Origin of the sequence: Prochlorococcus sp. MIT 1306, assembly GCF_047304515.1 — a bacterium.
GTDB classification, from domain to species: Bacteria; Cyanobacteriota; Cyanobacteriia; order PCC-6307; family Cyanobiaceae; genus Prochlorococcus; species Prochlorococcus marinus_D.
Window position 1 is genome coordinate 1,539,548 of the sequence record NZ_CP138959.1, and the last position, 24,949, is coordinate 1,564,496.

General features: G+C 51.5%; 21 protein-coding genes and 1 riboswitch. Of the genes, 10 read left to right on the plus strand and 11 right to left on the minus strand.

Annotation, left to right across the window (positions count from 1 at the left end):
• The first annotated feature begins 114 nt into the window (after positions 1-114).
• Together SIB74_RS07770 and SIB74_RS07775 are read left to right on the plus strand one after the other, a co-directional pair.
• Complete coding sequence (locus tag SIB74_RS07770; protein WP_063395585.1) at positions 115-1,317, plus strand: aminotransferase class V-fold PLP-dependent enzyme; 1,203 nt, start codon at positions 115-117, stop codon at positions 1,315-1,317.
• A 279-nt stretch (positions 1,318-1,596) separates the two neighbouring features.
• Positions 1,597-1,755, plus strand: a riboswitch (cobalamin riboswitch).
• Between the two features lie 104 nt (positions 1,756-1,859).
• Positions 1,860-2,423, plus strand: coding sequence for a HupE/UreJ family protein (locus tag SIB74_RS07775; protein WP_082818467.1), 564 nt, complete (start codon positions 1,860-1,862; stop codon positions 2,421-2,423).
• A gap of 217 nt (positions 2,424-2,640) precedes the next feature.
• Here SIB74_RS07775 and SIB74_RS07780 read toward each other — a convergent pair whose 3' ends face one another.
• The 3 genes from SIB74_RS07780 to yidD are packed head-to-tail and all read right to left on the minus strand — an operon-like array spanning position 2,641 to position 4,770.
• The gene (locus SIB74_RS07780) at positions 2,641-4,164 is read right to left on the minus strand and encodes a UDP-N-acetylmuramoyl-L-alanyl-D-glutamate--2,6-diaminopimelate ligase (protein WP_063395655.1); all 1,524 of its coding nucleotides are present in this window, start codon (positions 4,162-4,164) and stop codon (positions 2,641-2,643) included.
• Positions 4,165-4,192: 28 nt separating this feature from the next.
• Positions 4,193-4,504, minus strand: a complete 312-nt coding sequence (locus SIB74_RS07785; protein WP_063395586.1) for a glutaredoxin family protein — start codon at positions 4,502-4,504, stop codon at positions 4,193-4,195.
• Entirely contained in the window at positions 4,504-4,770 is a 267-nt protein-coding gene (gene yidD / locus SIB74_RS07790; protein WP_011129607.1) for a membrane protein insertion efficiency factor YidD, read from the minus strand. The genes SIB74_RS07785 and yidD overlap by 1 nt, the downstream gene beginning before the upstream one ends.
• Positions 4,771-4,849: 79 nt before the next feature.
• Between yidD and rpsD the strand changes: the two genes are divergently transcribed.
• The 4 genes from rpsD to cysK all read left to right on the plus strand — a co-directional run bounded on the left by rpsD (position 4,850) and on the right by cysK (position 9,269).
• Positions 4,850-5,458: a 30S ribosomal protein S4 gene (gene rpsD, locus SIB74_RS07795; RefSeq protein WP_011129606.1), complete on the plus strand. Its 609-nt coding sequence runs from the start codon at positions 4,850-4,852 to the stop codon at positions 5,456-5,458.
• Positions 5,459-5,550: 92 nt separating this feature from the next.
• The gene (locus SIB74_RS07800) at positions 5,551-6,717 is read left to right on the plus strand and encodes a trans-sulfuration enzyme family protein (RefSeq protein ID WP_063395587.1); all 1,167 of its coding nucleotides are present in this window, start codon (positions 5,551-5,553) and stop codon (positions 6,715-6,717) included.
• The gene (locus SIB74_RS07805; RefSeq protein ID WP_063395588.1) at positions 6,717-8,186 is read left to right on the plus strand and encodes a PLP-dependent transferase; all 1,470 of its coding nucleotides are present in this window, start codon (positions 6,717-6,719) and stop codon (positions 8,184-8,186) included. The genes SIB74_RS07800 and SIB74_RS07805 overlap by 1 nt, the downstream gene beginning before the upstream one ends.
• Positions 8,187-8,282: 96 nt before the next feature.
• The gene (gene cysK / locus SIB74_RS07810; RefSeq protein WP_063395589.1) at positions 8,283-9,269 is read left to right on the plus strand and encodes a cysteine synthase A; all 987 of its coding nucleotides are present in this window, start codon (positions 8,283-8,285) and stop codon (positions 9,267-9,269) included.
• A gap of 21 nt (positions 9,270-9,290) precedes the next feature.
• On the opposite strand, the gene queA is transcribed toward cysK, so the two are convergent.
• From queA to SIB74_RS07825, 3 genes are all read right to left on the minus strand, one after another.
• Positions 9,291-10,406 (minus strand): tRNA preQ1(34) S-adenosylmethionine ribosyltransferase-isomerase QueA, encoded by a 1,116-nt coding sequence (gene queA, locus SIB74_RS07815; protein WP_063395590.1) that lies wholly within the window; start codon positions 10,404-10,406, stop codon positions 9,291-9,293.
• Positions 10,407-11,824: 1,418 nt separating this feature from the next.
• The gene (locus SIB74_RS07820) at positions 11,825-13,672 is read right to left on the minus strand and encodes an APC family permease (RefSeq protein WP_063395593.1); all 1,848 of its coding nucleotides are present in this window, start codon (positions 13,670-13,672) and stop codon (positions 11,825-11,827) included.
• A 99-nt stretch (positions 13,673-13,771) separates the two neighbouring features.
• Positions 13,772-14,014, minus strand: a complete 243-nt coding sequence (locus SIB74_RS07825) for a hypothetical protein (protein WP_231906034.1) — start codon at positions 14,012-14,014, stop codon at positions 13,772-13,774.
• Positions 14,015-14,135: 121 nt separating this feature from the next.
• On the opposite strand from SIB74_RS07825, the gene SIB74_RS07830 reads away from it, so the two are divergent.
• Positions 14,136-15,815: a hypothetical protein gene (locus SIB74_RS07830; RefSeq protein ID WP_231906035.1), complete on the plus strand. Its 1,680-nt coding sequence runs from the start codon at positions 14,136-14,138 to the stop codon at positions 15,813-15,815.
• 69 nt (positions 15,816-15,884) lie between these two features.
• Here SIB74_RS07830 and SIB74_RS07835 read toward each other — a convergent pair whose 3' ends face one another.
• Entirely contained in the window at positions 15,885-17,204 is a 1,320-nt protein-coding gene (locus tag SIB74_RS07835; RefSeq protein WP_063395595.1) for a dihydrolipoamide acetyltransferase family protein, read from the minus strand.
• A 217-nt stretch (positions 17,205-17,421) separates the two neighbouring features.
• Between SIB74_RS07835 and SIB74_RS07840 the strand changes: the two genes are divergently transcribed.
• Both SIB74_RS07840 and SIB74_RS07845 read left to right on the plus strand, forming a co-directional pair.
• The gene (locus SIB74_RS07840) at positions 17,422-17,781 is read left to right on the plus strand and encodes a hypothetical protein (RefSeq protein WP_063395596.1); all 360 of its coding nucleotides are present in this window, start codon (positions 17,422-17,424) and stop codon (positions 17,779-17,781) included.
• Positions 17,782-18,320: 539 nt separating this feature from the next.
• Positions 18,321-19,562, plus strand: a complete 1,242-nt coding sequence (locus SIB74_RS07845; RefSeq protein ID WP_413681633.1) for a hypothetical protein — start codon at positions 18,321-18,323, stop codon at positions 19,560-19,562.
• 13 nt (positions 19,563-19,575) lie between these two features.
• On the opposite strand, the gene SIB74_RS07850 is transcribed toward SIB74_RS07845, so the two are convergent.
• A complete protein-coding gene (locus SIB74_RS07850; RefSeq protein WP_197463272.1) occupies positions 19,576-20,745 on the minus strand; it encodes an ABC transporter substrate-binding protein in 1,170 nt (389 codons plus the stop codon).
• Between the two features lie 378 nt (positions 20,746-21,123).
• Here SIB74_RS07850 and SIB74_RS07855 point away from each other — a divergent pair, with 378 nt between their 5' ends.
• Complete coding sequence (locus SIB74_RS07855; protein WP_063395599.1) at positions 21,124-21,357, plus strand: hypothetical protein; 234 nt, start codon at positions 21,124-21,126, stop codon at positions 21,355-21,357.
• A 319-nt stretch (positions 21,358-21,676) separates the two neighbouring features.
• On the opposite strand, the gene SIB74_RS07860 is transcribed toward SIB74_RS07855, so the two are convergent.
• From SIB74_RS07860 to lipB, 3 genes are all read right to left on the minus strand, one after another.
• A complete protein-coding gene (locus SIB74_RS07860; protein WP_011826747.1) occupies positions 21,677-22,120 on the minus strand; it encodes a YlqD family protein in 444 nt (147 codons plus the stop codon).
• Positions 22,121-22,189: 69 nt separating this feature from the next.
• A complete protein-coding gene (locus SIB74_RS07865; RefSeq protein ID WP_063395600.1) occupies positions 22,190-24,184 on the minus strand; it encodes an AMP-binding protein in 1,995 nt (664 codons plus the stop codon).
• Positions 24,185-24,210: 26 nt separating this feature from the next.
• A complete protein-coding gene (gene lipB / locus SIB74_RS07870) occupies positions 24,211-24,942 on the minus strand; it encodes a lipoyl(octanoyl) transferase LipB (RefSeq protein ID WP_063395656.1) in 732 nt (243 codons plus the stop codon).
• Positions 24,943-24,949 lie beyond the last annotated feature (7 nt).

Sequence of the window (24,949 nt, forward strand, 5' to 3'; positions counted from 1 at the left end):
GTGGCCCCTCACATCGCACGTTGCAGCATGTAGCTTTGACGGGCATTAGTGATGGAGTGCAGAACCTTCCTGTGCGACACCTAGGTCAACAGCAATATCAACACCAATCCAATAATGCTTAGAGATCTCTGCCCAGCAATCACTAACAAGACCTACTTCAACTACGGCGGCCAGGGCCCCTTACCCACGCCTTCCCTTGAAGCGATTACTGCAAGCTGGCAGAACATTCAAGAACTGGGTCCCTTCACCAACAGCGTGTGGCCCTATGTGGCCAAAGAAGTCCAAGCCACTCGTTCACACTTAGCCAAGCTCTGCGGCGTTGCCCCCCATCGCATCGCGCTCACTGAAAATGTCACCAGTGGCTGTGTCTTGCCGCTCTGGGGCCTGCCTTTCTCAGAAGGTGATCGCTTGCTCATTAGCGACTGTGAACATCCGGGAATCGTTGCTGCATGCATCGAACTTGCCCGCCGACAACACCTGGAAATAGACACGCTGCCTGTAAAAAACTTGCGTAATGGTGCTGACGATCAAACGACTAGCGACAGCCTTGTACTGGAAAGACTTGAGCAGCACCTCAAACCAAGCACAAGGCTGGTAGTGCTCTCCCACCTGCTATGGAATACAGGCCAGGTGATGCCGATCTCGGCTGTTTCAACAGCCCTCAGCCATCATCCACAACAGCCTTTCTTGCTCGTGGATGCGGCACAAAGCTTCGCCCAAATGCCTATACAGGAAGCCGCTGCCGCTTCAGACATCTATGCCTTTACGGGGCACAAATGGGCCTGCGGGCCTGAAGGGCTTGGTGGAGTCGCCCTCTCAGAACGGGTGCTCGCCGAAGCGAATCCCACCCTGATTGGCTGGCGCAGTTTGCAGAACGAAGGCAATCTTCAAAGCAACCTGGACGAACTCTTCCATCACGACAGTCGACGCTTTGAGGTAGCAACCTCCTGCGTGCCGCTGATGGCGGGCCTGCGCTGTTCGTTGGAGCTGCTCGAAACCGCAGGCTCTCAGCAGGAACGACTGAGCCAGATTCGCCAAGGCAGCCGACACTTATGGAATCAACTACAACAGCTCGAAGGCGTTGAAGCACTGCTCAACAGTGCCCCAGCAGCTGGTCTTGTCAGCTTTGAGTTACCCCAAGGCCCCCCAGCTCCTGATGTGGTTCAACAATTAGGAAACGATCAGCTCTGGATTCGGCATCTAGAAGATCCAATCTGCCTACGTGCATGCGTGCACATCACCACTGAAGAGCAAGAACTCAACACACTTACAACCGCACTCAAGCAGCTAGCTAGCAAAGGAGAGCCAAGCAATTAACCGTTAGCTACGTTATCTTCTTTGCCAAAAGCAGCTCAATAATCGATCTCAAAAGTTCCATTATCGACAACAAAATAAGCCTATGAATCAGAAGCAAAGTCAAATCCAGACTCTAAAAGCATGCCTGATGTGCATCAAATCATAAAGCCATTAATTAAATAAATTTAAAAGGAAAAACAGCCAATACTTAGACAAGAGAGGTGGATTTATTCAGCATTTAATTAGCACTTACCCAAGCCGGTAAAGTGCTACATCTGCAATGATCTCACAAAATGACTATGATTGAATCGTCAAATCGGTTTCAGCAGGGATCAGCTGCTGAATGAAAGGGGGAAAGTTCGGTGAAAGTCCGGCGCTGTCCCGCAGCTGTAAAGCGCAACCGCCCTTATTAGGGCACTTGCGCGAGTCAGAATACCCGCCGAATTTCTATCGACGAGGATCGAATCATTCCTACCAAGCTTGCCCATCGGCACCCTTCCACACTATTGCGCAGCTACAGCTGGCTCATTGCAGCCATCCTGGCCACTCCAGCATTACTAGCGATGCTGGTTAAGCCAGCTTTCGCCCATCACCCCTTCGCAATGCCAGAGGCGGGAAATCTCAATGCCCTGCAGGGTTTAATCAGTGGAGTTGGCCATCCACTACTGGGGCCAGACCACCTCTTGTTTCTGTTGGCGATTGGTTTCGTGGGCTTGAAAAGACCACGCCAATGGCTGACACCATTACTAGCAGCTGGTCTTCTCGGTAGTGCGATCTCCCTACTCATCCCCCTGCCAGAAACTCTCTCTGTTTATGCAGAAGCACTTGTCTCACTGAGCCTTGCCGTTTCTGGCCTTGTGGCCTTAGGCAAAGCATCTCCTTTGCTTTTGGTCCCTTTAATTTCCCTACATGGATATCTATTAGGTGGAGCAATCATAGGAGCAGAACCAACTCCACTAACAGCTTATTTCCTAGGATTGTTCATTAGTCAGGGAAGTATTCTTTTGCTTGTCACAACATATTCAAAGCGTCTGCTTGATAGCATCGGCAACGGCGGGCAACACATTGCCGCAGGCATTTGGATCGGCATTGGAGCCGCTTTTACCTGGTCACTATTAATTCCTTAAAAGACAATCTACTTGTAAACTAAGTCTTCCATTTTAAACAAAATAAACAGTTGGCCATACGATGCAAAATATAAGACTTCAGCCAACGATCACTAGACCCTTTAAGAGCCACAATAAGATCAACAACTTCAAGGCCTTATTTTGTTCTTAGTGTGAACTCTTTGTTAACACTAAGAACAAAGCCTCATCAAGCACCCTCTGTTCGATAGAGGGTGCATCAACTTTTCAGTCGCAATCTGAGCGCCCGTTCAGATTCCTCGCGATCATCAAAATGCACCTTGCTTGTTCCGAGGATCTGATAATCCTCATGGCCCTTGCCTGCCACCAACACCACGTCACCAGGAGCTGCCTCGGCAATCGCAAGCGCAATCGCCACCGCCCGGTCAACCTCCACAGTTAAGGCTGTGCCTTGAGGGATTCCAGCCACCACATCAACCAGTATTTGCTGGGGATCTTCTGTGCGGGGATTGTCTGAGGTCACCACCACGCGATCGGCCAACCGCGCTGCAATTGCAGCCATCTGAGAGCGCTTGCCACGATCTCTGTCTCCTCCACAACCAAACACGCAACACAAGTTTTTACTGGTGAACGGCCTGGAAGCCGTCAAGGCATTCTCCAGACCATCCGGGGTGTGGGCGTAATCCACCAACACAGTGGGCACTTGACTGGCATCAGCTGCAGGGATCAACACGCGCTCCATACGCCCAGGTACGCCGCGGAAGTCTGCGATCGCTTTCAACAACAACGGCAAGGGCAAGCCCTGTTGCAACAAGACCCCAACCGCCTGAAGCAGGTTCATCAAGTTGAAGCGACCCAGTAATGGAGAGTCAAACCAGCCCTCACCACAAGGGCTGATCAGGCGACCTTGAACCCCAGCGGAGCTCATCGTCAGCTCCGTCATTGTCAGTTCAGCATCAGCTCGCTGCAAAACACCCTCGGCAAGAGAACTGCGCCAACAGGTATCGCCGAGACGCTGCGCCAATCGTGCGCCCCAGGGGCCATCAATATTCACCACCGCCTTGGCTGATCCAGATTCCAGCAACGGTGGTGCAAACAGCTGCGCCTTGGCCTCGAAGTAAGCCTCCATCGAAGAGTGATAGTCAAGATGATCTTGAGTGAGGTTGGTAAACACGGCACCAGCAAAACGACATCCCGCCACCCGTTGTTGTTCAAGGGCATGAGAGCTCACCTCCATCGCTCCCAACTCAGCACCGGCCTCAACCGCTTGCGCTAACTGAGCCTGAAGGCGATCAGCAAAGGCCGTGGTATGCGTTGCGGGAACGCTGTAATTAGGCCAGCGATTCACGAGGGTACCGAACAAGGCAGTTGATCTGCCCACAGCCACACTGAGATGCTCAATCAAATGGGTGGTGGTGGTTTTGCCATTCGTCCCCGTTACCCCGATCAGAGCAAGCCTCGAGGAGGGCTGCTGCCAAAAGGCCGCTGCCAGCTGTCCAACCCATGCTGCAACCGGCTCCGGTACCACCACTACTGCATCTGTAGGCCCAGGCGGCCGCAAGGCTGCTGCTGCCGGACCAATCACCGCCGCCTCTGCACCAGCGGCCAAAGCCTGAGACCAAAAGCTGCCGCCATCAACCTGTTCACCAGGTAAGCCAAGGAATAAACAGCCTCGAGCAACCGCACGGGAATCACAGCTAACCATTGCAAGACAGGGATTCGCCAATCCCTCCGGCACAGGTAGTCCTACAGCCCGCAACAATGAATGGAGCATCTGGGTCATTCCAGGCCCAACCATGAATGGAGCCGTTCTAGTCCGATCCAAGCGCCTTGGTGCAGGCCTGTTGCAACCACCTGAACAGTCCTTCCCCCCCAAGCCGCGGCGACACCCGCGGCAGCTCTAGCGAAAACTGTTGCTCCAGTTCAACCAACACCAAAACAGGAACCTGCAAGTCGTAATGGTCGCTGATACTGGCGGGTGTCGCACCATCATCGATATCGATCACACACAGCGTTAAAGGAGGCTGGAGTTGATCCAAAGCCAGCTCGCGCAGGCGTTGTTCAAGCCCCTCACAGAGACAACAACCATTGCGGCTGTAAAGCAACAACCTCAAGGCCTGCATTAATCAGGCACCGGGTCGCAACCACAGGGGGTAAAAGGATGGCAACGAGACAGGCGCCGCAGGGTGAGCCAACCACCTCGCCATGGTCCATGACGCTGGATCGCTTCAAGCCCGTAAGCACTGCAACTTGGGATGAAGCGGCAATGGGGCCCAAGTAAAGGGGAAAGCCAGGTTCGATAAAAGCCAATCAAGGCAAGCAGCACTGAACCAATGGCTCGATTGAGCAGTGCAAAGATGCCGCCAGATAGAGTATTGGATTCGCGCATAGCGAGCCGAAGGCTGGGCCTTGAGGTCCAGCATGACGTATCGGGAGCGCGAATTATTCTATCCAACCTGCCTTAACTCATGTCTCGATACCGCGGCCCTCGACTGAGGATCACGCGGCGCTTGGGAGATCTACCAGGTCTCACCCGGAAGGCCGCTAAGCGGTCCCATCCCCCCGGTCAGCACGGCCAAGCCCGTCGCAAGCGCTCCGAATACGCGATCCGCCTCGAAGAGAAACAGAAGCTCCGCTTCAACTACGGAATTTCCGAACGGCAGCTTGTGCGCTACGTGAAGAAAGCTCGTGCACAAGATGGCTCTACAGGAACCAACCTGCTCAAGCTGTTGGAGAACAGACTCGATAACGTCTGCTTCCGCCTCGGTTTTGGACCCACTGTTCCCGGTGCTCGCCAACTGGTGAACCATGGCCATGTGACCGTGAACGGCCGTGTTCTCGACATTGCTAGCTACCAATGCAAAGCCGGTGATGTGGTTGCCATTAGAGAGCGCAAAGGCAGCAAAAAGCTGGCCGAAGCGAACCTAGAGTTCCCCGGATTAGCAAATGTGCCTCCACACATTGAGCTCGATAAAGCAAAAATGAGCGCCAAGATCATTAGCAAGTGCGAACGCGAATGGGTCGCACTTGAGATCAACGAACTGCTGGTGGTGGAGTACTACTCCAGAAAGGTTTGAATCAAAATCAGCCAAGCGTTCTTCAACAGGCCCCTGCTTTGCAGGGGTTTTTTGTTGCTGTTGCCTACCCTGCTCAAAGCCCTCTCTAGATCGTGGCCCCAGCTCAAAGCGATCAACAGCAGGTTGCAGGGATCAGCACCCGCGCCATCCACCACGGCGAGAGCTTTGCAGCAGAGACCGGTGCCGTGATGCCACCGATCTTTACCAGTTCAACCTTTGCCCACGGCAATCCTCAGGGCTTCGACTACACCCGTTCAGGCAATCCCAATTTCCGCATCCTCGAATCAGTGTTGGCAGCAGTGGAAAGCTCTCAATTCGCCACTGTCTTCGCTTCAGGGGTGAGCGCCATCACAGCCATCGCCTCCACACTGCAAGCCGGAGATCTGGTGCTCTGTGAGGAAAATCTCTACGGCTGCACCGTGCGCTTATTCGAGCAGGTTTTTAGTCGTTTTGGTGTACAAACAGCCTGGCTGGATTTCACCAATCCATCAGCTCTTGATGCCATTGCAGTTCAAAAACCCGCAATGATCTGGCTGGAGAGTCCAACCAATCCCCTGCTCAAAGTGATCGATCTGGCGGCCGTCTGTGATGCCGCTGCAGCAAAGAAAATCCCAGTCGTCGTCGACAACACGTTTGCCACAGCCCTACTGCAACAACCACTGCAGCTAGGCGCCACCCTCTCACTCACCAGCACCACCAAATACATCAACGGCCATTCCGATGCCCTTGGCGGTGTGGTCTGCAGCGACGACACGCAATGGCAGCAAAAGATGGTGTTTGCACAAAAGGCCTTGGGATTACAACCCGCCCCATTTGACGCCTGGTTGATTACTCGCGGCATCAAAACCCTGCCACTCAGGCTCGAACGCCAAATCACTAATGCTGCCGCCATCGCCGATCAACTGGCCAGCCATCCACGCATGCACTGGGTGCGCTATCCATTCCGTTCAGACCATCCCCAGCAGGCGTTAGCCCGCAAGCAGATGAGCGCGGGTGGTGCAATTGTCACGGTCAGTCTCGACGCTGACCAAAGCCAGACTTACGCCTTCTGCAAGAGCCTGCGCTATTTCACGATGGCCGAAAGCCTTGGCGGTGTTGAAAGCCTCGTTTGTCATCCCGCCACCATGACCCATGCCTCAGTCGATCCAGATGTCAAGCGAAAACTTGGCATCGATGATGGTCTGGTGCGCTTCTCCGTGGGCTGCGAAGACCTCGCTGATCTCAGCACAGATTTAGATCAAGCCCTCAAACAGCTGTAGTGAGCCCACGCGACCTACTGCAGGATCCCTGCTGGCACGCTGATGACCTCGGCAAAGCTCTACCAGATAGTCTCCATGCCGTTTCGGTAGCCCTACCCCGCTGGCAAGACGTGGTCGCCTATGAGGAGAAAGACCCTGCTTGTCTCAAGGCCCTGCAGGCCATCTACCCCCGTTTCGGCTTCCATCCACTGGTAGCAGAGATCGCCCAAAAAGCACGAGAAGAGCATGGCTGTGCAGATGGCAGTGCCTGGCCCTATCCCACTGCTGCAGCCGCTGAGCGAGCCAGGTTTCATTGCCAGCGCAGTGAGCCGATGGCAAAAACAACCATCAAAACCATACTGGGCCTGCCATGTTTGCTCACCGACGCAAAAGGCTGCAGCGCTGCCAAGGCCTTCTGGCAACACAGCGGCCTTGGTGCTTCCTCACGTCAGGCTGCTAGCGCACTTGGGCACGAACCATTCCCCTCACTGCAAGCCAGCGCGGACGCCCAAACGTTGCTAAGACAACGACTCGCAGAGATCTATGGCTGCGACCCAGAGCTCGTGCAGCTGCATCCCTCTGGGATGGCTGCTCTCACCAAAGCCCTGGAAGCGATTACGGCTCTACGCCCAGGCAAACCCTGCTTGCAGCTTGGCTTTCCCTATGTGGATGTGCTCAAGCTGCCTGAGGTGGTGTTTGAAGGTTGCGACCTTCTACTGACAACAGAGCTGAACCGATTGGCCCTGGAGTTCGATCGCAGACAACCAGCCGCTGTGATCGTTGAGCTACCCAGCAACCCCATGCTGCAGTGTGTCGACCTGCCAGCGGTAGCCCGCCTAGCACAGGCTCGTGGTATCCCCGTGATCGCTGATGACACCATCGGATCACCACTCAATCTTGATGCCCTGCCCCATGCAGACCTGGTGTTTAGCTCCCTCACCAAAAGCTTCGCCGGCCGTGGTGACATCCTGGCCGGTTCTCTCGTTGTAAGCCCCAACTCCCGCTGGCGAGAGGAGCTGTCCAGAGAGCTCTCGACTGCCCTTGCTCCCCTCGGGGATGCTGATGCCATCGCCCTAGAACAAGCCAGCCGAGATGTGGACCAGCGGCTGCCGCAGCTCAACAACGCCTGCCAAAGATTGGCAGACAAACTGGCAAGCCATCCCGCCGTTACTCGCGTCCACCATCCAGGCCAATGCGCCAACTTCCAAGCCCTGATGCGCCCTGGCGCCGGCCACGGCTGCCTGCTCTCTTTTGAGCTATCGGGGGGGGTAGCGCAAGCCAAGCGGGCGTATGACGCCCTGCAGGTCTGCAAAGGTCCAAGCCTCGGCACAAGCTTCACGCTGGTGTGCCCCTATGTACTGCTCGCCCATTACAACGAACTGAGCTGGGCAGAATCCTGTGGAGTACCGAGCCATCTGCTGCGTGTATCTGTAGGGCTTGAAGATCCCGATACCCTTTGGCAACGCTTTGAGATGGCGTTCAAGGCCTAACCGTAAGCAACCCATCACATGGTCGTCACAACAGATCATCGTCCTCACCAATAGAGCCAAATTCCAGCTAATGATGTGATCGATTCATATGCACGCATGTCCCGCATTTACGAAGACAACAGCCAGGCAATCGGCAACACTCCGCTGGTCAAACTGCACGCCGTCAGCAAAAACGCCAAGGCAACTGTTCTCGCAAAGATTGAAGGCCGCAATCCCGCCTACAGCGTGAAATGCCGCATTGGCGCCAACATGATCTGGGATGCCGAAAAGCGCGGCTTACTGAACAAAGAGCGCACGATCATTGAGCCCACCTCTGGCAACACAGGCATCGCTCTGGCCTTCACAGCAGCAGCCCGGGGCTACAAACTGATCCTCACCATGCCCGAATCAATGTCGCTAGAACGGCGGCGGGTGATGGCAGTGCTTGGTGCAGAGCTCATTCTCACAGAAGCCGCCAAGGGGATGCCAGGCGCCATTGCCAAGGCAAAAGAGATCGCCGAAAGCGATCCCCAGAAATACTTCATGCCCGGTCAGTTTGAGAATCCGGCCAATCCCGACATCCACAGCAAAACAACCGGTCCAGAAATCTGGAACGACTGTGATGGCGCCATTGATGTGTTCGTGTCTGGCGTAGGCACCGGCGGCACGATCACCGGTGTGTCCCGCTACATCAAGCAGGAGAAAGGCAAATCCATCGTTTCTGTAGCCGTCGAACCAACCCATAGCCCGGTCATCAGCCAAACCCTCAACGGGGAAGAGATCAAGCCTGGTCCTCACAAAATCCAGGGCATTGGAGCCGGCTTTATTCCCAAAAACCTCGATCTTTCGTTAGTGGATCGTGTTGAGCAGGTCAGCAATGATGAATCCATCGCCATGGCCCTGCGCTTGGCAAATGAAGAAGGTCTACTGGTGGGCATCTCCAGTGGTGCGGCAGTTGCAGCGGCTATTCGTCTGGCAGAACAACCCGAATTTGCGGGCAAAACCATCGTGGTAGTGCTGCCAGACATGGCCGAGCGTTATCTCTCCTCAGTGATGTTTGAGAGTGTGCCCACAGGCATCATTCAGGACCCTGTAGCTGCCTAAATCGCCTCCAGCTAGAACTGATCAACAGGGGCGGGCCGCCGGCAACACCGCCCCTGGATCAATCCACATCGCATCGCCATAAGAGAAAAAGCGATATTGGTGCTCAATGGCCTCGGCATAGAGCGCCAGCAGCCGTTCACGACCAACCATGGCACTCACCAACAGCAATAGAGAGCTTTTGGGCAAATGGAAGTTGGTGAGCAGTCCATCCACCACGGCAAAGCGGTAACCCGGCTGAATCACCAAATCCACTGGTCCACAAAACGACTGCAGGAATCCGCCACCTGCCAAAGCAGCACCTTCAAGGGCCCTGACGCTGGTGGTTCCCACAGCAATCACCCGGCCTGCTCGTGCTCGACAAGCCATCACCGCCTCAACAACTTCGTCGCGCACCTCCACCCACTCGCTGTGAAGCTGCAAATGCCTCAGGTCCTCAGTTTCAACAGGTCGAAACGTGCCTAAGCCCACATGCAAGGTGACACTGGTCAGTATCACTCCCCGCTGCTTAAGAGCCTCCAATAACTCATCACTGAGATGAAGCCCAGCCGTTGGTGCCGCAACGGCGCCGGGGCGGGATGCATAACGGGTCTGATAACGGTCGCTATCACTTGGATCATGACATTTGATATAAGGCGGTAAGGGCACTTCGCCGTAGCGCTCAAGCAGCAACTCAAGCTGCTCGGCATTGGCGTAATGGCTCGGGAACTGCACAACCCGTCCGCCACTAGCGCTGTCTTTGCTAATCACCTGCAAAGCAATGGGGTCCTCTCCTAGAGCCTCAAGCCAAAGCTGATCACCTGGGCGCAAACGTTTAGCAGGCCGGCCCAAACACAGCCAGCATCCCTCACCACGCGGCTCAAGCACCAACAACTCAGCCAAGCCACCACCTGATCGCCGCACCCGCAGCCGAGCCTTAAGAACGCGAGTGTCATTGATGACAAGCAGATCACCAGCGCGCAATTCCTCCTGCCAATCCCAAACCTCTGCATGTCGAGCGATGGGAGGCTTCATCCCCAATGGCTGAACTATCAAAAGCCGCGCCGCATGCCTTGGCTCCACAGGCAGCTGAGCTATGCGCTCAGGATCAAGCGGATAGTCATAAGAACTGAGCAGAGAATCTCTTGGATCTAGAACCATTCGTGAAGTCTTGCTTTATGAGTGACGTTCAGAAAACCGTTCAAAAAGTTCTGGGTTCACAAACCAGCAAGTTTTTAGTCCGCTGGTTATCCCTATCTATTTTAATGCTCTAGCAGGGAAGAGCATCCACCAGAGCAGAGCGTCAGATCAGCAGCCCTTGCAAAAGGGGTCGGAGCAAAGCAAAGCAAATCTCCTGGAAATCACTACAGGTTTTCAATCTGCCCTGCTAAGAGCACTCAGCATCATCCTCATCGCACATTGCGGCACCATGCACTTGATGTTGCTCAGATCAAAGTGAATAGGGCGAAAACTGTTGATTTGCAGTTCAAAAATTTCTCTCACAAAAATCATGCAAAAGCCTGCCTCTGCTGGGATTAAGCAAAAACTTGTGTGACCCAAGATGCAATTCATGGGTGCATTCAACTATTTCCGAAGGACTACATCTGAATATCAATTCAAAATCATGATGTTAATGAAATTGATCCTTACCTATCACTCTTAGAAGAAATAATGTCTTATCATTTCCTGCATCAGATCCCTTGCAGGAACAAACTGACAAGTTGCATATTTTACAGTCGACTCTTTCCCATCTACGCTCACTATTGATAGGCAATAGAATTGTGGGCGGCAATACAGAGTTAAAAATGTCTGTATAGACATGGGCATTAACAGGATCAATTGCATCGCCTAACCAGGCTAGCCTACTAATCTAGGATTTCTTTAATCGCACACGATTGAAAATGACTAAAGGCATAAATCTCTTCGCTGCTTGTTTTCTTTTCATTCTCGCTGCATCCTTGCCTCAATCAATTAAATCACAGCCCAGTAAAGGTATCACCAATAACTATGATTACTACTCTCCATGGAGCCCTGGGGATGCTGGGGTTTATGTTGACAAGGATGGCTATGCATTTGATCCCTGCCTGTCAAGATTTCCTGAAGATTGCGAGAAGAAACCCTACATCAATCTTGGCAAGTGGCAACGGATTAGTGATGAAGTCATGCAAACACCAAAGGGAACTTTTTTCTGCAGGAATGAATCTCTCAAGAGAGAAACATCAACCAATGGCCTATTCAGTTGCACAAAAGAGGGATGGGTGAAGAAGATTTGTACGCAAGAGAGATGTGGAATGGGAGATCTGTAATGCTTGCTTGAGTGTGTTGTTCTACGTCAACTCAATTCTGACATTTAGAACACCTCAATCGCCCATCCAATCTCTAGTTCCCTTCTCATGATCCATGGATAGCAAGTGCAATTATGGCGCCCTCATTTGAGCCTCAGGCCTACTACAGGAGCGAATAGATAGCAGCAATACGAGGATGTTTTGCCAAAAGAAAAGCCCCCTACGCCCTCTCTCAAGCTGAAACGCCAAAGTGTGTAGAGAAAGGTTGTCAACCCAAACGACGTCGCTGATCGACTATCCCGCTAGGTAATAACGCACCACACAAAAGACTCGGCTGTAGTCGCCAGACAGGGCCTTAAACAAATAGACAGCCCGCTGATTGAGAAGCGTCTGATCGAGCCAATCGCGAGTGATCACTAGCGCCATCACCACAGTGGTCGTGCGCTCCGGATGAAGCTCTTCCTGCTCTACGACATAATCACAAAAAGGATCAATCACCGAACTAAAGCGACTCTCCAAAAGGCGGAGCTCGAGTTCACCGGGATGATCGCCAACAAGTCTGTCCCAGGCGGTACGAATTGCGTCTGGATCATCATCATCGCCGAGCACAAAGACAGCCGTCACGGAATCAGCAATGGAACATCCATAACGCAACGCTTCCATGGAGGCACGCCACAAACCCGGGATCCAAACGATGCAGTGATTACCCAAAGGAGGTTGGCGAGGCTCCACCTGCAATGGGCCAAAGTCAGGCTCCAAAGCGAGCGCTGCATAAGCCTTTCGATAGCGGCGTCGAATCTGCGCCAGACCCCATACCAATGCAGGGATGGCAATCACCACAGTCCAGGCACCCTCCTGGAATTTGCTCACCACGATCACCACAAGCACCACAAAAGTGGTGACTGCACCAAGAGCATTCATCAACAGCCGACCCTGCCAACCATTCCCCCGCAACCGCCACCAACGAAGAACCAATCCCAGCTGAGAAAGGGTGAAGGCAGTGAAGACCCCCAGGGCATAAAGGTTCACGGCAACAGTGGTATCGCCTTTGCAGATCACGATGATCAGCGCCGTGACCAGCAAAAGAACGCCAATACCGTTCTGGTAGACCAAGCGATCACCAATCCAGCTCAACTGCCTTGGCAGGCAATGATCTTCTGCCAACATCGCCGCTAAACGAGGGAAACCTGCAAAGGCGGTGTTGGCCGCCAAAACAAGGATCAAGAGCGTGGAAAGCTGCAGAGCCCAAAGCAGAACACTGCCCGAACCAAAAGCCCGCGAACCGATTTGAGCCAACACAGTGACCCGATCATTCGGAGCGATGCCATACATGTAACCCAGCCCACTAACCGCCAAAAACATGGCGGCTAGCAACACACCCATCACCAACAACGTGCGTCGGGCATTGACCACCGCAGGTTCCTGAAAAACTTTCACTCCATTGGCAATCGACTCAATACCAGTCATCGCTGAACAACCTGAGCTGAAGGCCCGCAGGATCAAAAACCACCCCAACGGCTGAACGGCTTGCACAGCTGGTGGCATGTCCGGCACGAAGCCATGCTCAAAAATCAGATCCTTCAAACCGGCAAGGATCAACAAAGCCACCATCACCACAAAGGCATAGGTGGGCAAAGAAAACAGCCGTCCAGTCTCTTTGAGGCCCCGCAGATTGGCCCAGCCAATCAAAGCCAACAAAAGCAAGGCAAGCGAAACCTCGTGATCGAGCATCGATGGCACAAGGGAGGAGAGTGCCTGAGTGCCAGCCATCAGGCTCACCCCCGCGGTAAGGGTGTAATCGATCAGCAATGCCGCCGCTGCAATCAAACCAACGTTGCGGCCAAGGTTGTCGCGTGCCACGACGTAGGAGCCGCCCCCTTTCGGATAAGCCTCAATCGCCTGGCGGTAGGAGAGCACAACGATGGCAACCAGAGCAATAATCGCCAGGGTGATCGGCACAGAAAGGCCAAGGGCACCGCTGCCGCCAAGAATCAGAACACCAAGTGCAGCTTCAGTGGCATAAGCCACTGACGACAAGGCATCCGACGAGAGAATCGGCAAAGCCTGAACACTGGGCAGCCGCTCATCGTCAACCTTTTTGCGGAGGAGTGGATGCCCAAGAAGTTTCTGGAAAAAGCTCAAGTCGTCTTGGAATCGTTTTCTTCAGGATGCACGCAAGGCAGCAAACGGCACTTTCACAGGTCTATGACGTAACACCGAGAACTGAAGAGCTTGCACTACTTACGTACTACAACTAGAAGAACCAACAGAACAATCTGTAGCGATGAAACCCATTTCCGTTCCCATCCTTGGAGGTGCATTGCTGGGCTCGCTGTCGGTCTTGCTTGCCTCCTGCGAGGTCTCCAGCATCACGGGTAATGCGTCAAGCTTCTCAGGGAGGGTTTCCGTATTAGGGAAGCCCGTTAGTGAAGCCAAGGTTTTGCTCTGGCAGTCTTCCGCCAAGGATGGAGCGAAGAAAATCATTGAGACCAAGACCTCTAAAGATGGGGCGTTCAAATTGTCCATACCCCGCAATAAGGATAAGGTTAGTTATTTAATTTCCGAAGGAGGAAGTATCGATGGGCAAGATACTGGCAACTTGAAAATGCTCAGTGTTCTTGACTCCAATTCCAACAAGTCTGTCGTCATCAACGAACTGACATCCGTGGGATCAGTGTGGCCCAATGCTCAACTAATCAACGGAAATAAGATCAGTGGCAGCAAAACAGCTTTAGCCATTGGTTCGGGGCATGTAAGGCACCTAGTCAATACAAGCAATGGCAAATATGGCGAAACACTTCTGAATGGCTTAAACCTACCCAATTCCGAGACGATGGTTCGTCTCAACGTTCTTTCCAACCTATTGGCCCTTTGTGGCAATAGCAATACAGCCGATGGCTGTAGTCAGTTCCTCAATCTAACCAATTCAGATAACAGCCTCAACGCACTGATTTCTATCGCCAAAGAGCCGTGGGCAAAAGCTAGTGAGCTCTACAAACTGTTCACTCAACAATATCCACTCAACAAGGCAGAACAAATTCGAGAAGGCGCAACCCTTCCCTACCTGTTATTTGAACCGGAGAGTTTTTCACTCTCGATCCGTCTAGAGGGTGGCGGCGCAATGGCACTCGGGAAAATGATGTTTGACGACAACGCCAATATGTGGAGTGGTGCCAACTGGATGCCTGGTTCCCAATCTGGTGTCATCAACTCCATTGGCGGAGGGCTCACCAGGTTCAACGCCAGCGGAGAAGCGCTCTCCCCATCACCTCAGGGATATAACGGACAAGGGCTGAATGGCGTGGGCTGGGGAACAGGAGTCTCGAAAAATTATGCCTGGGTAGGCACTTTTAACAACAAGATCGGGGTCTTTGATCTTGAAGATGGCAAACCACTTGGACCGGCGACTGTTGATGGCGAGATCGGCCAACTGCAAGCAGTAACAACCGCCGCGAATGGAGATGTATGGATTGCAGATAACACCAAGGATCACATGATTCGTTTCCCAGATGGTGACTATAAGAATGGCGAGCGATTAACAATCAAAGGATTACAAGCTCCTTTCGGTATTGCTGTTGACCAGCAAAATAGAGTCTGGGTAACCAGCAGCTACAACAATAAACTCACCATCTTCCCTGGAGAAAACCCTGAGGCAGTGAAAACAATTGATATCGCTTTAGGGGCAAGAGGTGTGGCAATCGATTCCAAAGGCAATGCTTGGGTCGCCCAGCAAACTGATTCAGCAACGCTAGTTTTACCTCCTGGGGTCAGCAAGGCACCTCCTCGCCCAACAACAATCATGCAGGAATTCATGCAAGGGCTTGAATATGCAAAAGCAAATCCGCAGCAAACAAGCTCTGGAATGATTGCACTGATCTCACCTGATTTGAAGATGATTAAATCAGACATTGCAAAAGGAGATGTCTATATTCCCTGGGGTGTAAGCATCGATGGCAATGACAATGTATGGGTTGCAAATCTTTTTGGTAGCAGTTTGATGCATATCTGTGGAACCAATACATCAAATTGCCCTGAGGGGAAAACGACAGGTGATGTGATTCATGATTATCAGAGTGGTGTTATTCAAATGAACACCGATGTAATTGTCGATGATGCCGGCAATATCTGGAGTGCGAACAACTGGTACGACGAAAATGCCGTCATCAACAAGAGCTATTTAGGTCGAACGTCGACGTTTGCTGGTGGGCAAGGATTCGTGGTGACCTACGGAGTCGCCGGTCCGGTCAAGAACCCTCTACTTGGTGTGGTTAGGCCTCCTGAATGAAATCAAGGCCGCTCACTATCACTTTTTAGCGCGCGGCAAAAGATTGTCAAACCTGGATCTGAATCCTGTTTAGAGCGCCAAACTCTCTACCCGCGTCTCAATCAGCTCTGCCAGATCCTTGAGGAAGGCGGCCCCATCGGCGCCATAGATCACGCGATGGTCGGCAGTGAGGTTCACCTGCATCTGGCGCTTGACCGCAATCGAGCCATCCTTTCCTGCCACCACAGCAGGCCGCGATGCAGCTACCGCCAAAATTGCGCCAGTGCCAGGGGGCAAGATTGCATCAAAGCGATCCACGCCAAACATGCCCAGATTGGAGAGTGTGAAAGTACCAGTGCTGTATTCCTCGGGTTGCAACTGCTTGCTGCGTGACCGCTTCACAAGATCTGCCCACTGCCGCGACATCTCATAGAGATCGGTGCGATCAGCATTCTGCAAAACCGGTGTAATCAGACCGCCATCGTCCATCGCCACTGCAACAGCAACATTCACCTGCTCTGGATACATCATCCCAGCGGTGCTGTAAGCAGCATTCACCTGGGGATGACGCACTAGCGTCAAGGCCACGGCTTTGGCCAGAAGGGCTGTCATCGTGACGCCCTTAGGCTTCACCTGCTTGTAAAAAGCATCCAACTGTTCAGTCGTGATCGTGTAGCCAACCCTGAAGCAGGGGAAGGCCAAACTGGCCTCCATATTGCGGTTGACCGCTTGTTGGAGGTTGTTGAAGGCTGCGGTTTCTCCCGGGGCCCCAAAGCTCTGACCTACAGGAGATGACACTGCATGAGCAACGCCTGCAGAAGTTGCATGCGTCGTTGCGAAAGAAGCGTTTCCTTCAGCAACCTGAGGCACACTGATCGGCTGACCTGCAGCCAGCTGCACGTCTTCAGCCTGGATACGGCCATGGGGTCCGCTACCCCTCAACTTGGCCAGATCAACACCCATCTGCGCAGCAAGTTTTTTAGCCCGCGGGGAAGCAACGATGCGTTTGTCAGTGTCTACTGCTTGGCTGGCAACAGGCGGAGGAGCAGCAACAGGGGGACTCTCCACGACGGGCGCTGGAGTAGATGCTGGGGCAGGGTCATCGACAACTTTTGCAGCAGTCTTGAGAGGGGCAGGATCAGACGCTGGCTCAGCAGGGGCATTGGCCTGAACTGCCGCGATTTCGGCCTCACTTTCAACGATCAAACCAATCGTTTCGCCCACTGGAGCCGAACGACCAGCAGGCATCAAGACCGCGGCCAAGTAGCCATCTTGAAATGACTCCACATCCATATCCGCTTTATCTGACTCCACCACAAGCACCGACTCACCACGCCCAACCTTGTCGCCAGGTTGCTTAAGCCACTCAACGATCTTGCCCTCCGTCATCGTTGAGCTCAGAGCAGGCATGAAAATGTCGTGAGTTGCGATAGTCCTGTCCTCGGCTTGAATTTTGAGGGGTGCTCAAACCTCGTTGCAACGTTCCCAAGGCAAATATCAGGAGTTGGCTGAGGTTGATCAATCAAAATTTTAAAGCGAAGGATCCCTCGCGGCAGCCTCGCCTATACAAAAGAACCGCTATCCATAGGCAAGCCTGTTAAATTTGCCCATACACAGTCAGTCGATCGTGAGAGCAGGGCAATTCTCGGCAAACTTTCATCCCGATTTGCTGGATGCATTCAGATCACGCTGTAAGCAGAAGGGTGAAAAATACACAAAGGTCCTGGAACAATTGGCAACGTTATATCTGCAATCAGAGGGATCGATCCTTATTAATCAGGCTGTCTTAGAGCCTGAAGCCAAAAGTCATGGCACAACTGAAAGCATCAAGGCGCAAAACCCTCTACTTGAACTAGAGAAAAAAATCAAGAAACTGGAAGAGCAGGGAGAGAAAACTGATTACGCTATCGGTGATGCATTCGACAGAATCATGGATTGCGAACGAGTATTAGGGATAGGCAAATACTCAAAAGCCATGCAAGCATGAACACATCATTCTCCAAAAGCTGACTGATTCAGAAAGGCTGAAGCGATTTATAGTATTAAATCAATGCAATGTTTCAGCGTCAACGCTGGGGGTTCGAAATATTTATTGGTCAAACGAATAATCCAAAGGCCAATCAAATAGATTGCTACACAACCAACAAGCCATTGCTGAACATTTCAATCAAAGTCGCATGAGTGTTATGAAGTAAGCGAAGAGAATTATGCTCCTGGATCGCCGGAGATGTACTGCATAAGTTGGCCTGCTGGAGATAGCCAACAATCATCATCTCAAGCCAATCGTGCAAGAGTCCATGCACTCAGATGTTCAATTCGCGGCCATATGAGAGCTGACATAAATCTACTTTTTTATGCTACTAGTTATTTTTTAAAAGATCTAAAAGCTGTTTGTACAGTTAGATTAGATGCAAGAATAAGTCGTTAATGCACAGCATGCTAGAAATGCTAAAGTATAACGGTGAGGATCTTGAGAGTCTAGCTTGCTAAGCTCAAAAACAATTGGCCATTCTTGCGAAAGCTTAAATGCTGATAAGACTGATTCGCCACTTAACCAGAAGACACCCCTGGGCACTTCGCTTATGGGAGAACAAATATAGCTGGAACTCAGTTCTCATCTCAGGCTTTCTCATTGCCGCAATATTAGTTACTTTATTTTTAAATTCAGAAGAACAAGCCGTATCCACTCGTGAGGTACTCAGGCTTACAAGTTCACCACATATCGTCAACTTATCAAAGCCATCCTTGAATCGTGGCAAACCTCTTAGTGGTTTAGAAGTGATTAATGACGCTGAATTACTGGCCAAAACTAAATATCAAATCAAGGCAGGGGTATACGTAGTTAATAATTACGACCTCGATTTAACAACTCCAGGCTTCTCAAGCAAGGGCTATATCTTTATGAATTGGAACAAGCCACTGCAGCAGTATTTAGAATCGGAGGACATGTCAATCTTAAATATAATCAAATTCAAAAATGATATCAATCCAGAGATTACTGATATCGCCCCAAAAGGAGATGCCGCTCCGACTAGGCTTGAAGATGGAAACTACGGCCAAACTTTTGCTTACACAGGAGAATTCTATATCGATAACTTTAATATTTCCCGCTACCCTTTTGACGCCCTAAGCTTGCCAATAGTACTTGAGACTGATGACCCAGATGGAAGACTTACTTATGATAGCTTACGTCTAATCCCTGACATAAGAGACAGTGGAATCGGAGGATATTCGAATTTAATAGGCTGGCATTTAGATGGATGGTCAATTGGAAAATACCGACATCATTTAGCTACGAGCTTCGGAAGCAACAACAAAAGTAGCGCTGAATATAGCCAATTAATTTTTGATGTTACCTATGGGAAATCACCCTGGTCATCCTTCTGGAAATTAATACAGCCATTGCTAGTTGTTATGGCATCAATTATTTTAATTACTCGTGTCAAATCAGAATACAACCTGGAAATCCCCCTGGCGGTGCTACTAACTCTTGTTTTTATGCAGGAAGGTTATCGTTCTGGACTACCTGAACTTCCTTATTTAACTTACTTAGATCAGATCTTTGTACTCTGCTATATCGCTTCACTTCTTAGCTTTGCACTTGTTCTATATACACAAGATTGCAGAGTTAGAATGAAGGAATCAAACCAGGAGACTAGGCTAAAGATTGCAAAAAGACTCACATTACTAGAAAAAAGCTGGCCTCCAGTCTCTCTATTAGTGCTATTAATATCCATGGCTATTTGTTGGATTGCCATCAATAACTAAATCTAGCGGTTGATCATGGTTGCCATGGATCGGTGCCAAGAAATACCAAGTCTACTTCTACACCCCCAGAAATAAGACCATCATTTTCCTCCAGCAATGCTTCTCTCAGGCTTGATCGATTGATAGCCGGCGAAGCTTTTCGTAAGGCCGATACAAGCTTCCTCGCGATCAGATAGCCTTCCAAGCTCACAAAATCAAATTCAGCATCTGAATCAACATGAAGTAGATCATGTTGATAGTCTCTCACTATGGGATTGCGAAGGTCCCATGGGAAAGGAACGACTTGTGTAACGCCTATTCCAAATGAAGCATGACGGGGCAACTCTTTGATTAGTGATTTAGTACCTGTGAATGAAATCGTCATAACTTGAGGGTAGCTTCCTTGTGAATTTAGATTCTGAATAAGACTGGCAACTGTCTGGTAAGTTGAAATCGCAATAAGAGCATCGGGATTATGAGCTTTAATTTCTTTTGCTGCATTACCCGTATCTCTTGAATTTCTTACGAGAGGAACACTTATCACTGGCGATAGCCGATGAGGGTCAGCTAATTCCTCTATAAGACTATTTAATACATCTTTGCCATAGGAATCATTTTGATATCCTATGGCGATGCGAACAAATCCATCATTAACCAAATAATCAACAATCCTTTTCGCTTCATCCGCATAACTAGCGCGATGATGAATTGTGTAGGCATTATTTCCACCACGCAATACACTTGCTCCAGTGAATGGTGAGATAATATCAATTCCAGCAGACTTAGCTAGTGGGAGTGAAGCTTTTGTCGTTGGTGTGCCGATATAACCAAATAATCCAAGAAGTTGCGAGTAACTAATAAATTGAGTAGTGTTATTATAAGCATTATCTGGTTCATAGCCATCGTCTAATCTCCATATCATGATCGGGCGACCATCTATACCACCTTGATCATTGACCTTTTTAAGATAAAGATCAATGCCTTTTATAAAATTCCTGCCCAGCTCACGTGCAGGGCCACTAAGAACAAGTGATTGGGCAAAGATCAAAGGTGTCGGATCCATTCTAAGCAACTTATGGATATTACTATTTGAGACTTCTCCGTTTAAGACACTGTCTATCTCTGATGCACGGTCTTCTTTTAATTGATATTTTCTAGACAGTCTCCAGCTGCGGCCTTCTTCGAGGCTATTTGTTCTATTCATCACCCATGGAGCTGAAACAAATACGCAGCATAAAAATAGCAAGTAAAGAATAGTCGCCTTCCGATTTTTCAGGAGCATCAGTTTCCTGGCAAGACCAAGCCTACTCAATATAAGCTCTCCTATTTAAGAAAAGAGACTTGATTAAGACAAACAAAAAAGAACCTCTAAAGCCAATACTTAAGCGGCAGTGACCTTTCCTAAAAGGAAGCTTGGACTTTGATCATAAAGTACATTTAAAATACGGACGTTCAAAAAAGACCCTTATCATGCATCTGCTGGGCTCGAGGAGTACAAAATGCTTCATTGTGGAAGCCAAATATTATAGCTGCATCGTAAATATGCATGTTATTAGCTGTATAGTTACAAACTTTCCCAAGCTTGTTTATTTTCAACCTTGAAGACAAGTATCTTCTTCGTGAATCTCCTTTTGTCGCCATCATGGTTGTTCGCTTAGCAACAAAATTAGCGGGCTCTAAATGCCCTACCAAGGACAAGCAAGCTGTCAATCTCTACAAGCCAAAACGAGCTTGTTTTCACAACAAATCTAATAGTGTTGCGAGCATTGACCAAAAACATAAGGTATTAAAAGCCGCAAGGAGTGAAGTGCAATGAGTTTATCAAAAAAACACTTGGCAAAAACAACATCCATCCAACATCAGACATGCTCGACGGTATCAATAATACTGTCAGGTTTTTAATCCTTAGATAACTATATTGCATATGCGCATAAGTAATTAAGACACGCCTCACAATTCAGAGGCAGTTCCTTAAAGTAGGTCTTAAGCATTAAATCATCAAAATTCAGACAAGACGTATGCAAAATCCAATCCAAAGTCCTATGGCCTAGGGCAAAGGGCAAAGAGGGCTTTAGTTAACTCCAAAGTTTGTATCCAACATTATTTTCAACATTTAAGCCCCGTTTCAAAGGAGGTCAGGCCCCCTCTATCTCCATCACAACACCGTCGCGTACAACCACAGACACCTGCATCTTCTTCACCAGATTGTCACCCACACTCAAGTCACAAAAGCTTTCAATCTGACCCTGCTCAACAATCTGCTCCATCTCTAGTTCGCGCACCTGCGCCTGCTGCTGAAGCAGGTTGCGCTTCTGTTCCTCCAACTCACTGCGCTTGCCAGCCACCTGTTGCTGCACCTGGGCCACCTGCTCCTGCACGCGTGGGTCGAGGGGATTGGCACTCTGGCGACGGACCTCATCAACCACCTGCTGACCTTCCTGCTCCAACTGGGCCAACTGCTGATCGGTGGTTGCAATGGCGTTGCTGAGCTCACGCTCAGCCTCCTCCTTCCAATCTGGTGTAACTACCGCGCGAACAGTAATCGAGCGCTTAATCGACAGGGTCGTGCCTTCGGACATGAAAGTGATGAGTAATGGCTAAGGGTCTCAGCCTGTGACCATGGGGTCAACTGCCGGCTGAAAACAAAATCAACAGCGACCATAAAGGGCCGCAATCAATGCCCCATCTCGGAGCGTGATCCGATCGCGCCGCTGCTTGAGAGTCTGAGTCAGCAAACCGTTCTCGATCGTGAACGCCTCGACCAGAGCGACACCCGCCAACCGTTCATCCGCCCGCGACCCTGAGCGCTGAGCCAGCAATCGATTGAGTTCGCCGCGCAGCAAGCGCCGCAACGCCTCATCTCCAGGAGATCCAATCAGGCCAGTCTGCATCGACAATCCCTGATCCTCTGCCCAAGCCAGCATTTCCTCCTCCCTGGGCACCACCAGTGCAGCAAGCTGCCGCTCGTCCTGGCCCACAAGCATCACCTGTTCCAACAGTGGACTCGCAACCAATGCCGCCTCCAACGGACCAGGCTCGATGTTCTCGCCACTACTAAGCACGATCGTGTCTTTAGCGCGACCAGTCAGCACCAAGGAGCCATCGGGCAAAAGCATTCCCAAATCACCGGTATCGAACCAACCCTGCCCATCAAGCACCTTGGCTGTGGCATCTGGTTTCCTCAAGTAACCAGCCATCACTTGAGGCCCCCGCACCAACACACGGCCACGTTGACGGAACATCAACGCCGCGCCGCTTTCAGGGTCCACGATCCGAAACTCAGTATCAGGGAGAGGCGGTCCTGAACTGCCACGAATGTTGCGCCAAGGCCTTCGGCAACTGACGACTGGGCTTGTCTCAGTGAGGCCGTAGCCCACCAGCAGCTCCAGCCCAACCGCCTCAAAGAAGGCATCCACATGGGGTGCAATCGCTCCACCACCATTAATGGGAAAACGTAGCCGCCCCCCACAGAGCTGATTCAGCACCTTGGGCCAGAGCAGAGCACCCGCCAGACCATGCAAAGGCCAGCGCAGCGTTGCCTCCAGCAAAGCCAGCGTCCGGGTGGTCAAAGGCACCGGCTCCAGCAAAAGATTTCGAGACCTACGCCAAGCCTTTCGTTGCGAGCCACTGTTGGCAAGGGCCATCCGCAGCAAGCGTTGCCGTCCTGTTGGCATGCCCTTAACCGCTTCATCAAAGCCCGCCTGAATCGCCTCCCAAAGCCGCGGCACCGTCGCCATCACAATCGGTCTAACCCTCGGTAGATCCCGCTTCAATTGCTTGATCGTGGTGTAGCTCTGAGTACATGCACACGAAAAGAAGTAATACTCCGCGCTGCGTTCGTAGGCATGCCAAATCGGCAGCACACTCAACACCGGCGCACCCGGAGAGGGGAAAGCTACACAAGCCAAGCACCTCATCTGATGTAGGAGGTTGGCGTGGCTAAGGGGCACACCCTTTGGCTGCCCTGTTGTTCCAGAGGTGTAGAGAATCGTGGCCGTCACAGTTGCCGCTGAGCCGGAGTCGCGATCCTTCAAGGGATCTGGTGCAGGCTGACCCGCTCCTGCAGCAAGCAGTTCCTGCCACCCCAGCACGCCATCAGCGGGCTCACCTTCAAGCTGTAAAACCAAGCGCAAAGGCCTGCGCTGCTCATCGGTAAGGGCAAGCTTGTGCCACAACTCGGCGTTCTGTACCACCAAGGCAACAGCGCTTGAATCCGCGAGGATGTAGCGCAGCTCTTCCAGTGGAGCAGTCGCTCCTCGCACCGCATTAGCAGCACCAGTACGCATCAAACCCTGATCCGCAATCAACCAGCGGGGGCTGTTTTCAGCAAAAAACGCCACCACATCTCCAGCGCCGATGCCGAGATGGCTGAACGCAGCAGCAGCCAAAGCGATCTGCTCAGCAAGCTCTCCATAGCGAAAGCGTTCAGGATGAGTCGCATGAGGAGCATCAACCGCCAGGATTTGGCCATGCTTCTGCGCCAACCAAAGCCAGATCTGATCAACGCGGCCCATCTGGGCGACATGACCCTGATGCGCTAATCCATCTTCTTCATGTGGAGAAGGGCGCCAAACCGCCTTGGCTAGAGAACCCTCATGGTTGTCGTCTTTCAACCTGCTACCTGCTGCTACCTCATCTGACATCTTCAATGCAAACAGGGCTAAGAGCGCTAAGCATCGGACGCAAATGCCCCTGGCTTGGCCAGAGACTCTGGGATCTGCCAAACCAAACCGAAACGGTCACTCAGGCTCTGACGCATCAGAGGCTGCACCTCCGCCACCGTGAGCCCAGGGATCCATTGATTCAGCCGACCCACCGGGTGACCCACCAGGCCGCAGGGGACAACGGCGGAAAAGCTCTCAAGATCACAATCCACGTTGAGAGCCAATCCATGTTGAGTAATCCAGCGACGACACCCCACGCCAATCGCAGCCACCTTGCGACCTTCCAGCCATAGCCCGGTGAGTCCCTGCAAGCGCTCACCTGCTAATCCCAAAACAGCCAAAACATCAATCAATACCTGCTCAAGCTGACGCAGATACCAATGCAGATCAGTTTGATAGCGCCGCAGATCCAACACGGGATAGACCACCAACTGCCCAGGCAAATGGTGGGTCACCTCACCACCCCGATCAATGCGATGCAACGCAGCAGGCGGATTGTTGGCATCAAAAAGCAGATTGGCCTCGCTTGCACCGCGACCGAGGGTGTAGCAAGCCTGATGCTGCAACAGCCAAACTGCCTGCGGAGCAAGGGGTTTGGCAAACAAATGTTGCTGCCACTGCTGCTGCCAAAGCCAAGCCATCTCGAAGGGCACTGGCTCACTGCACTCATACAGAAAAGTCGATCGGGATTGTGCCGATGTAGAGGTAGTACCTAACTTGCCGATATCAATCGGCACCGGAGGG

What these genes read in the sequence shown, in the direction of transcription:
- SIB74_RS07830 (WP_231906035.1), top strand. Translation starts at nt 14,136, where the DNA reads ATGCTCAGTGTTCTTGACTCCAATTCCAACAAGTCTGTCGTCATCAAC.
- SIB74_RS07770 (WP_063395585.1), top strand. Translation starts at nt 115, where the DNA reads ATGCTTAGAGATCTCTGCCCAGCAATCACTAACAAGACCTACTTCAAC.
- yidD (WP_011129607.1), bottom strand. Translation starts at nt 4,770, where the DNA reads ATGCGCGAATCCAATACTCTATCTGGCGGCATCTTTGCACTGCTCAAT.
- rpsD (WP_011129606.1), top strand. Translation starts at nt 4,850, where the DNA reads ATGTCTCGATACCGCGGCCCTCGACTGAGGATCACGCGGCGCTTGGGA.
- SIB74_RS07775 (WP_082818467.1), top strand. Translation starts at nt 1,860, where the DNA reads ATGCTGGTTAAGCCAGCTTTCGCCCATCACCCCTTCGCAATGCCAGAG.
- SIB74_RS07845 (WP_413681633.1), top strand. Translation starts at nt 18,321, where the DNA reads ATGCTGATAAGACTGATTCGCCACTTAACCAGAAGACACCCCTGGGCA.
- SIB74_RS07785 (WP_063395586.1), bottom strand. Translation starts at nt 4,504, where the DNA reads ATGCAGGCCTTGAGGTTGTTGCTTTACAGCCGCAATGGTTGTTGTCTC.
- SIB74_RS07850 (WP_197463272.1), bottom strand. Translation starts at nt 20,745, where the DNA reads ATGAATAGAACAAATAGCCTCGAAGAAGGCCGCAGCTGGAGACTGTCT.
- queA (WP_063395590.1), bottom strand. Translation starts at nt 10,406, where the DNA reads ATGGTTCTAGATCCAAGAGATTCTCTGCTCAGTTCTTATGACTATCCG.
- SIB74_RS07865 (WP_063395600.1), bottom strand. Translation starts at nt 24,184, where the DNA reads ATGTCAGATGAGGTAGCAGCAGGTAGCAGGTTGAAAGACGACAACCAT.
- SIB74_RS07860 (WP_011826747.1), bottom strand. Translation starts at nt 22,120, where the DNA reads ATGTCCGAAGGCACGACCCTGTCGATTAAGCGCTCGATTACTGTTCGC.
- cysK (WP_063395589.1), top strand. Translation starts at nt 8,283, where the DNA reads ATGTCCCGCATTTACGAAGACAACAGCCAGGCAATCGGCAACACTCCG.
- SIB74_RS07835 (WP_063395595.1), bottom strand. Translation starts at nt 17,204, where the DNA reads ATGCCTGCTCTGAGCTCAACGATGACGGAGGGCAAGATCGTTGAGTGG.
- SIB74_RS07780 (WP_063395655.1), bottom strand. Translation starts at nt 4,164, where the DNA reads ATGACCCAGATGCTCCATTCATTGTTGCGGGCTGTAGGACTACCTGTG.
- SIB74_RS07825 (WP_231906034.1), bottom strand. Translation starts at nt 14,014, where the DNA reads ATGATTTTCTTCGCTCCATCCTTGGCGGAAGACTGCCAGAGCAAAACC.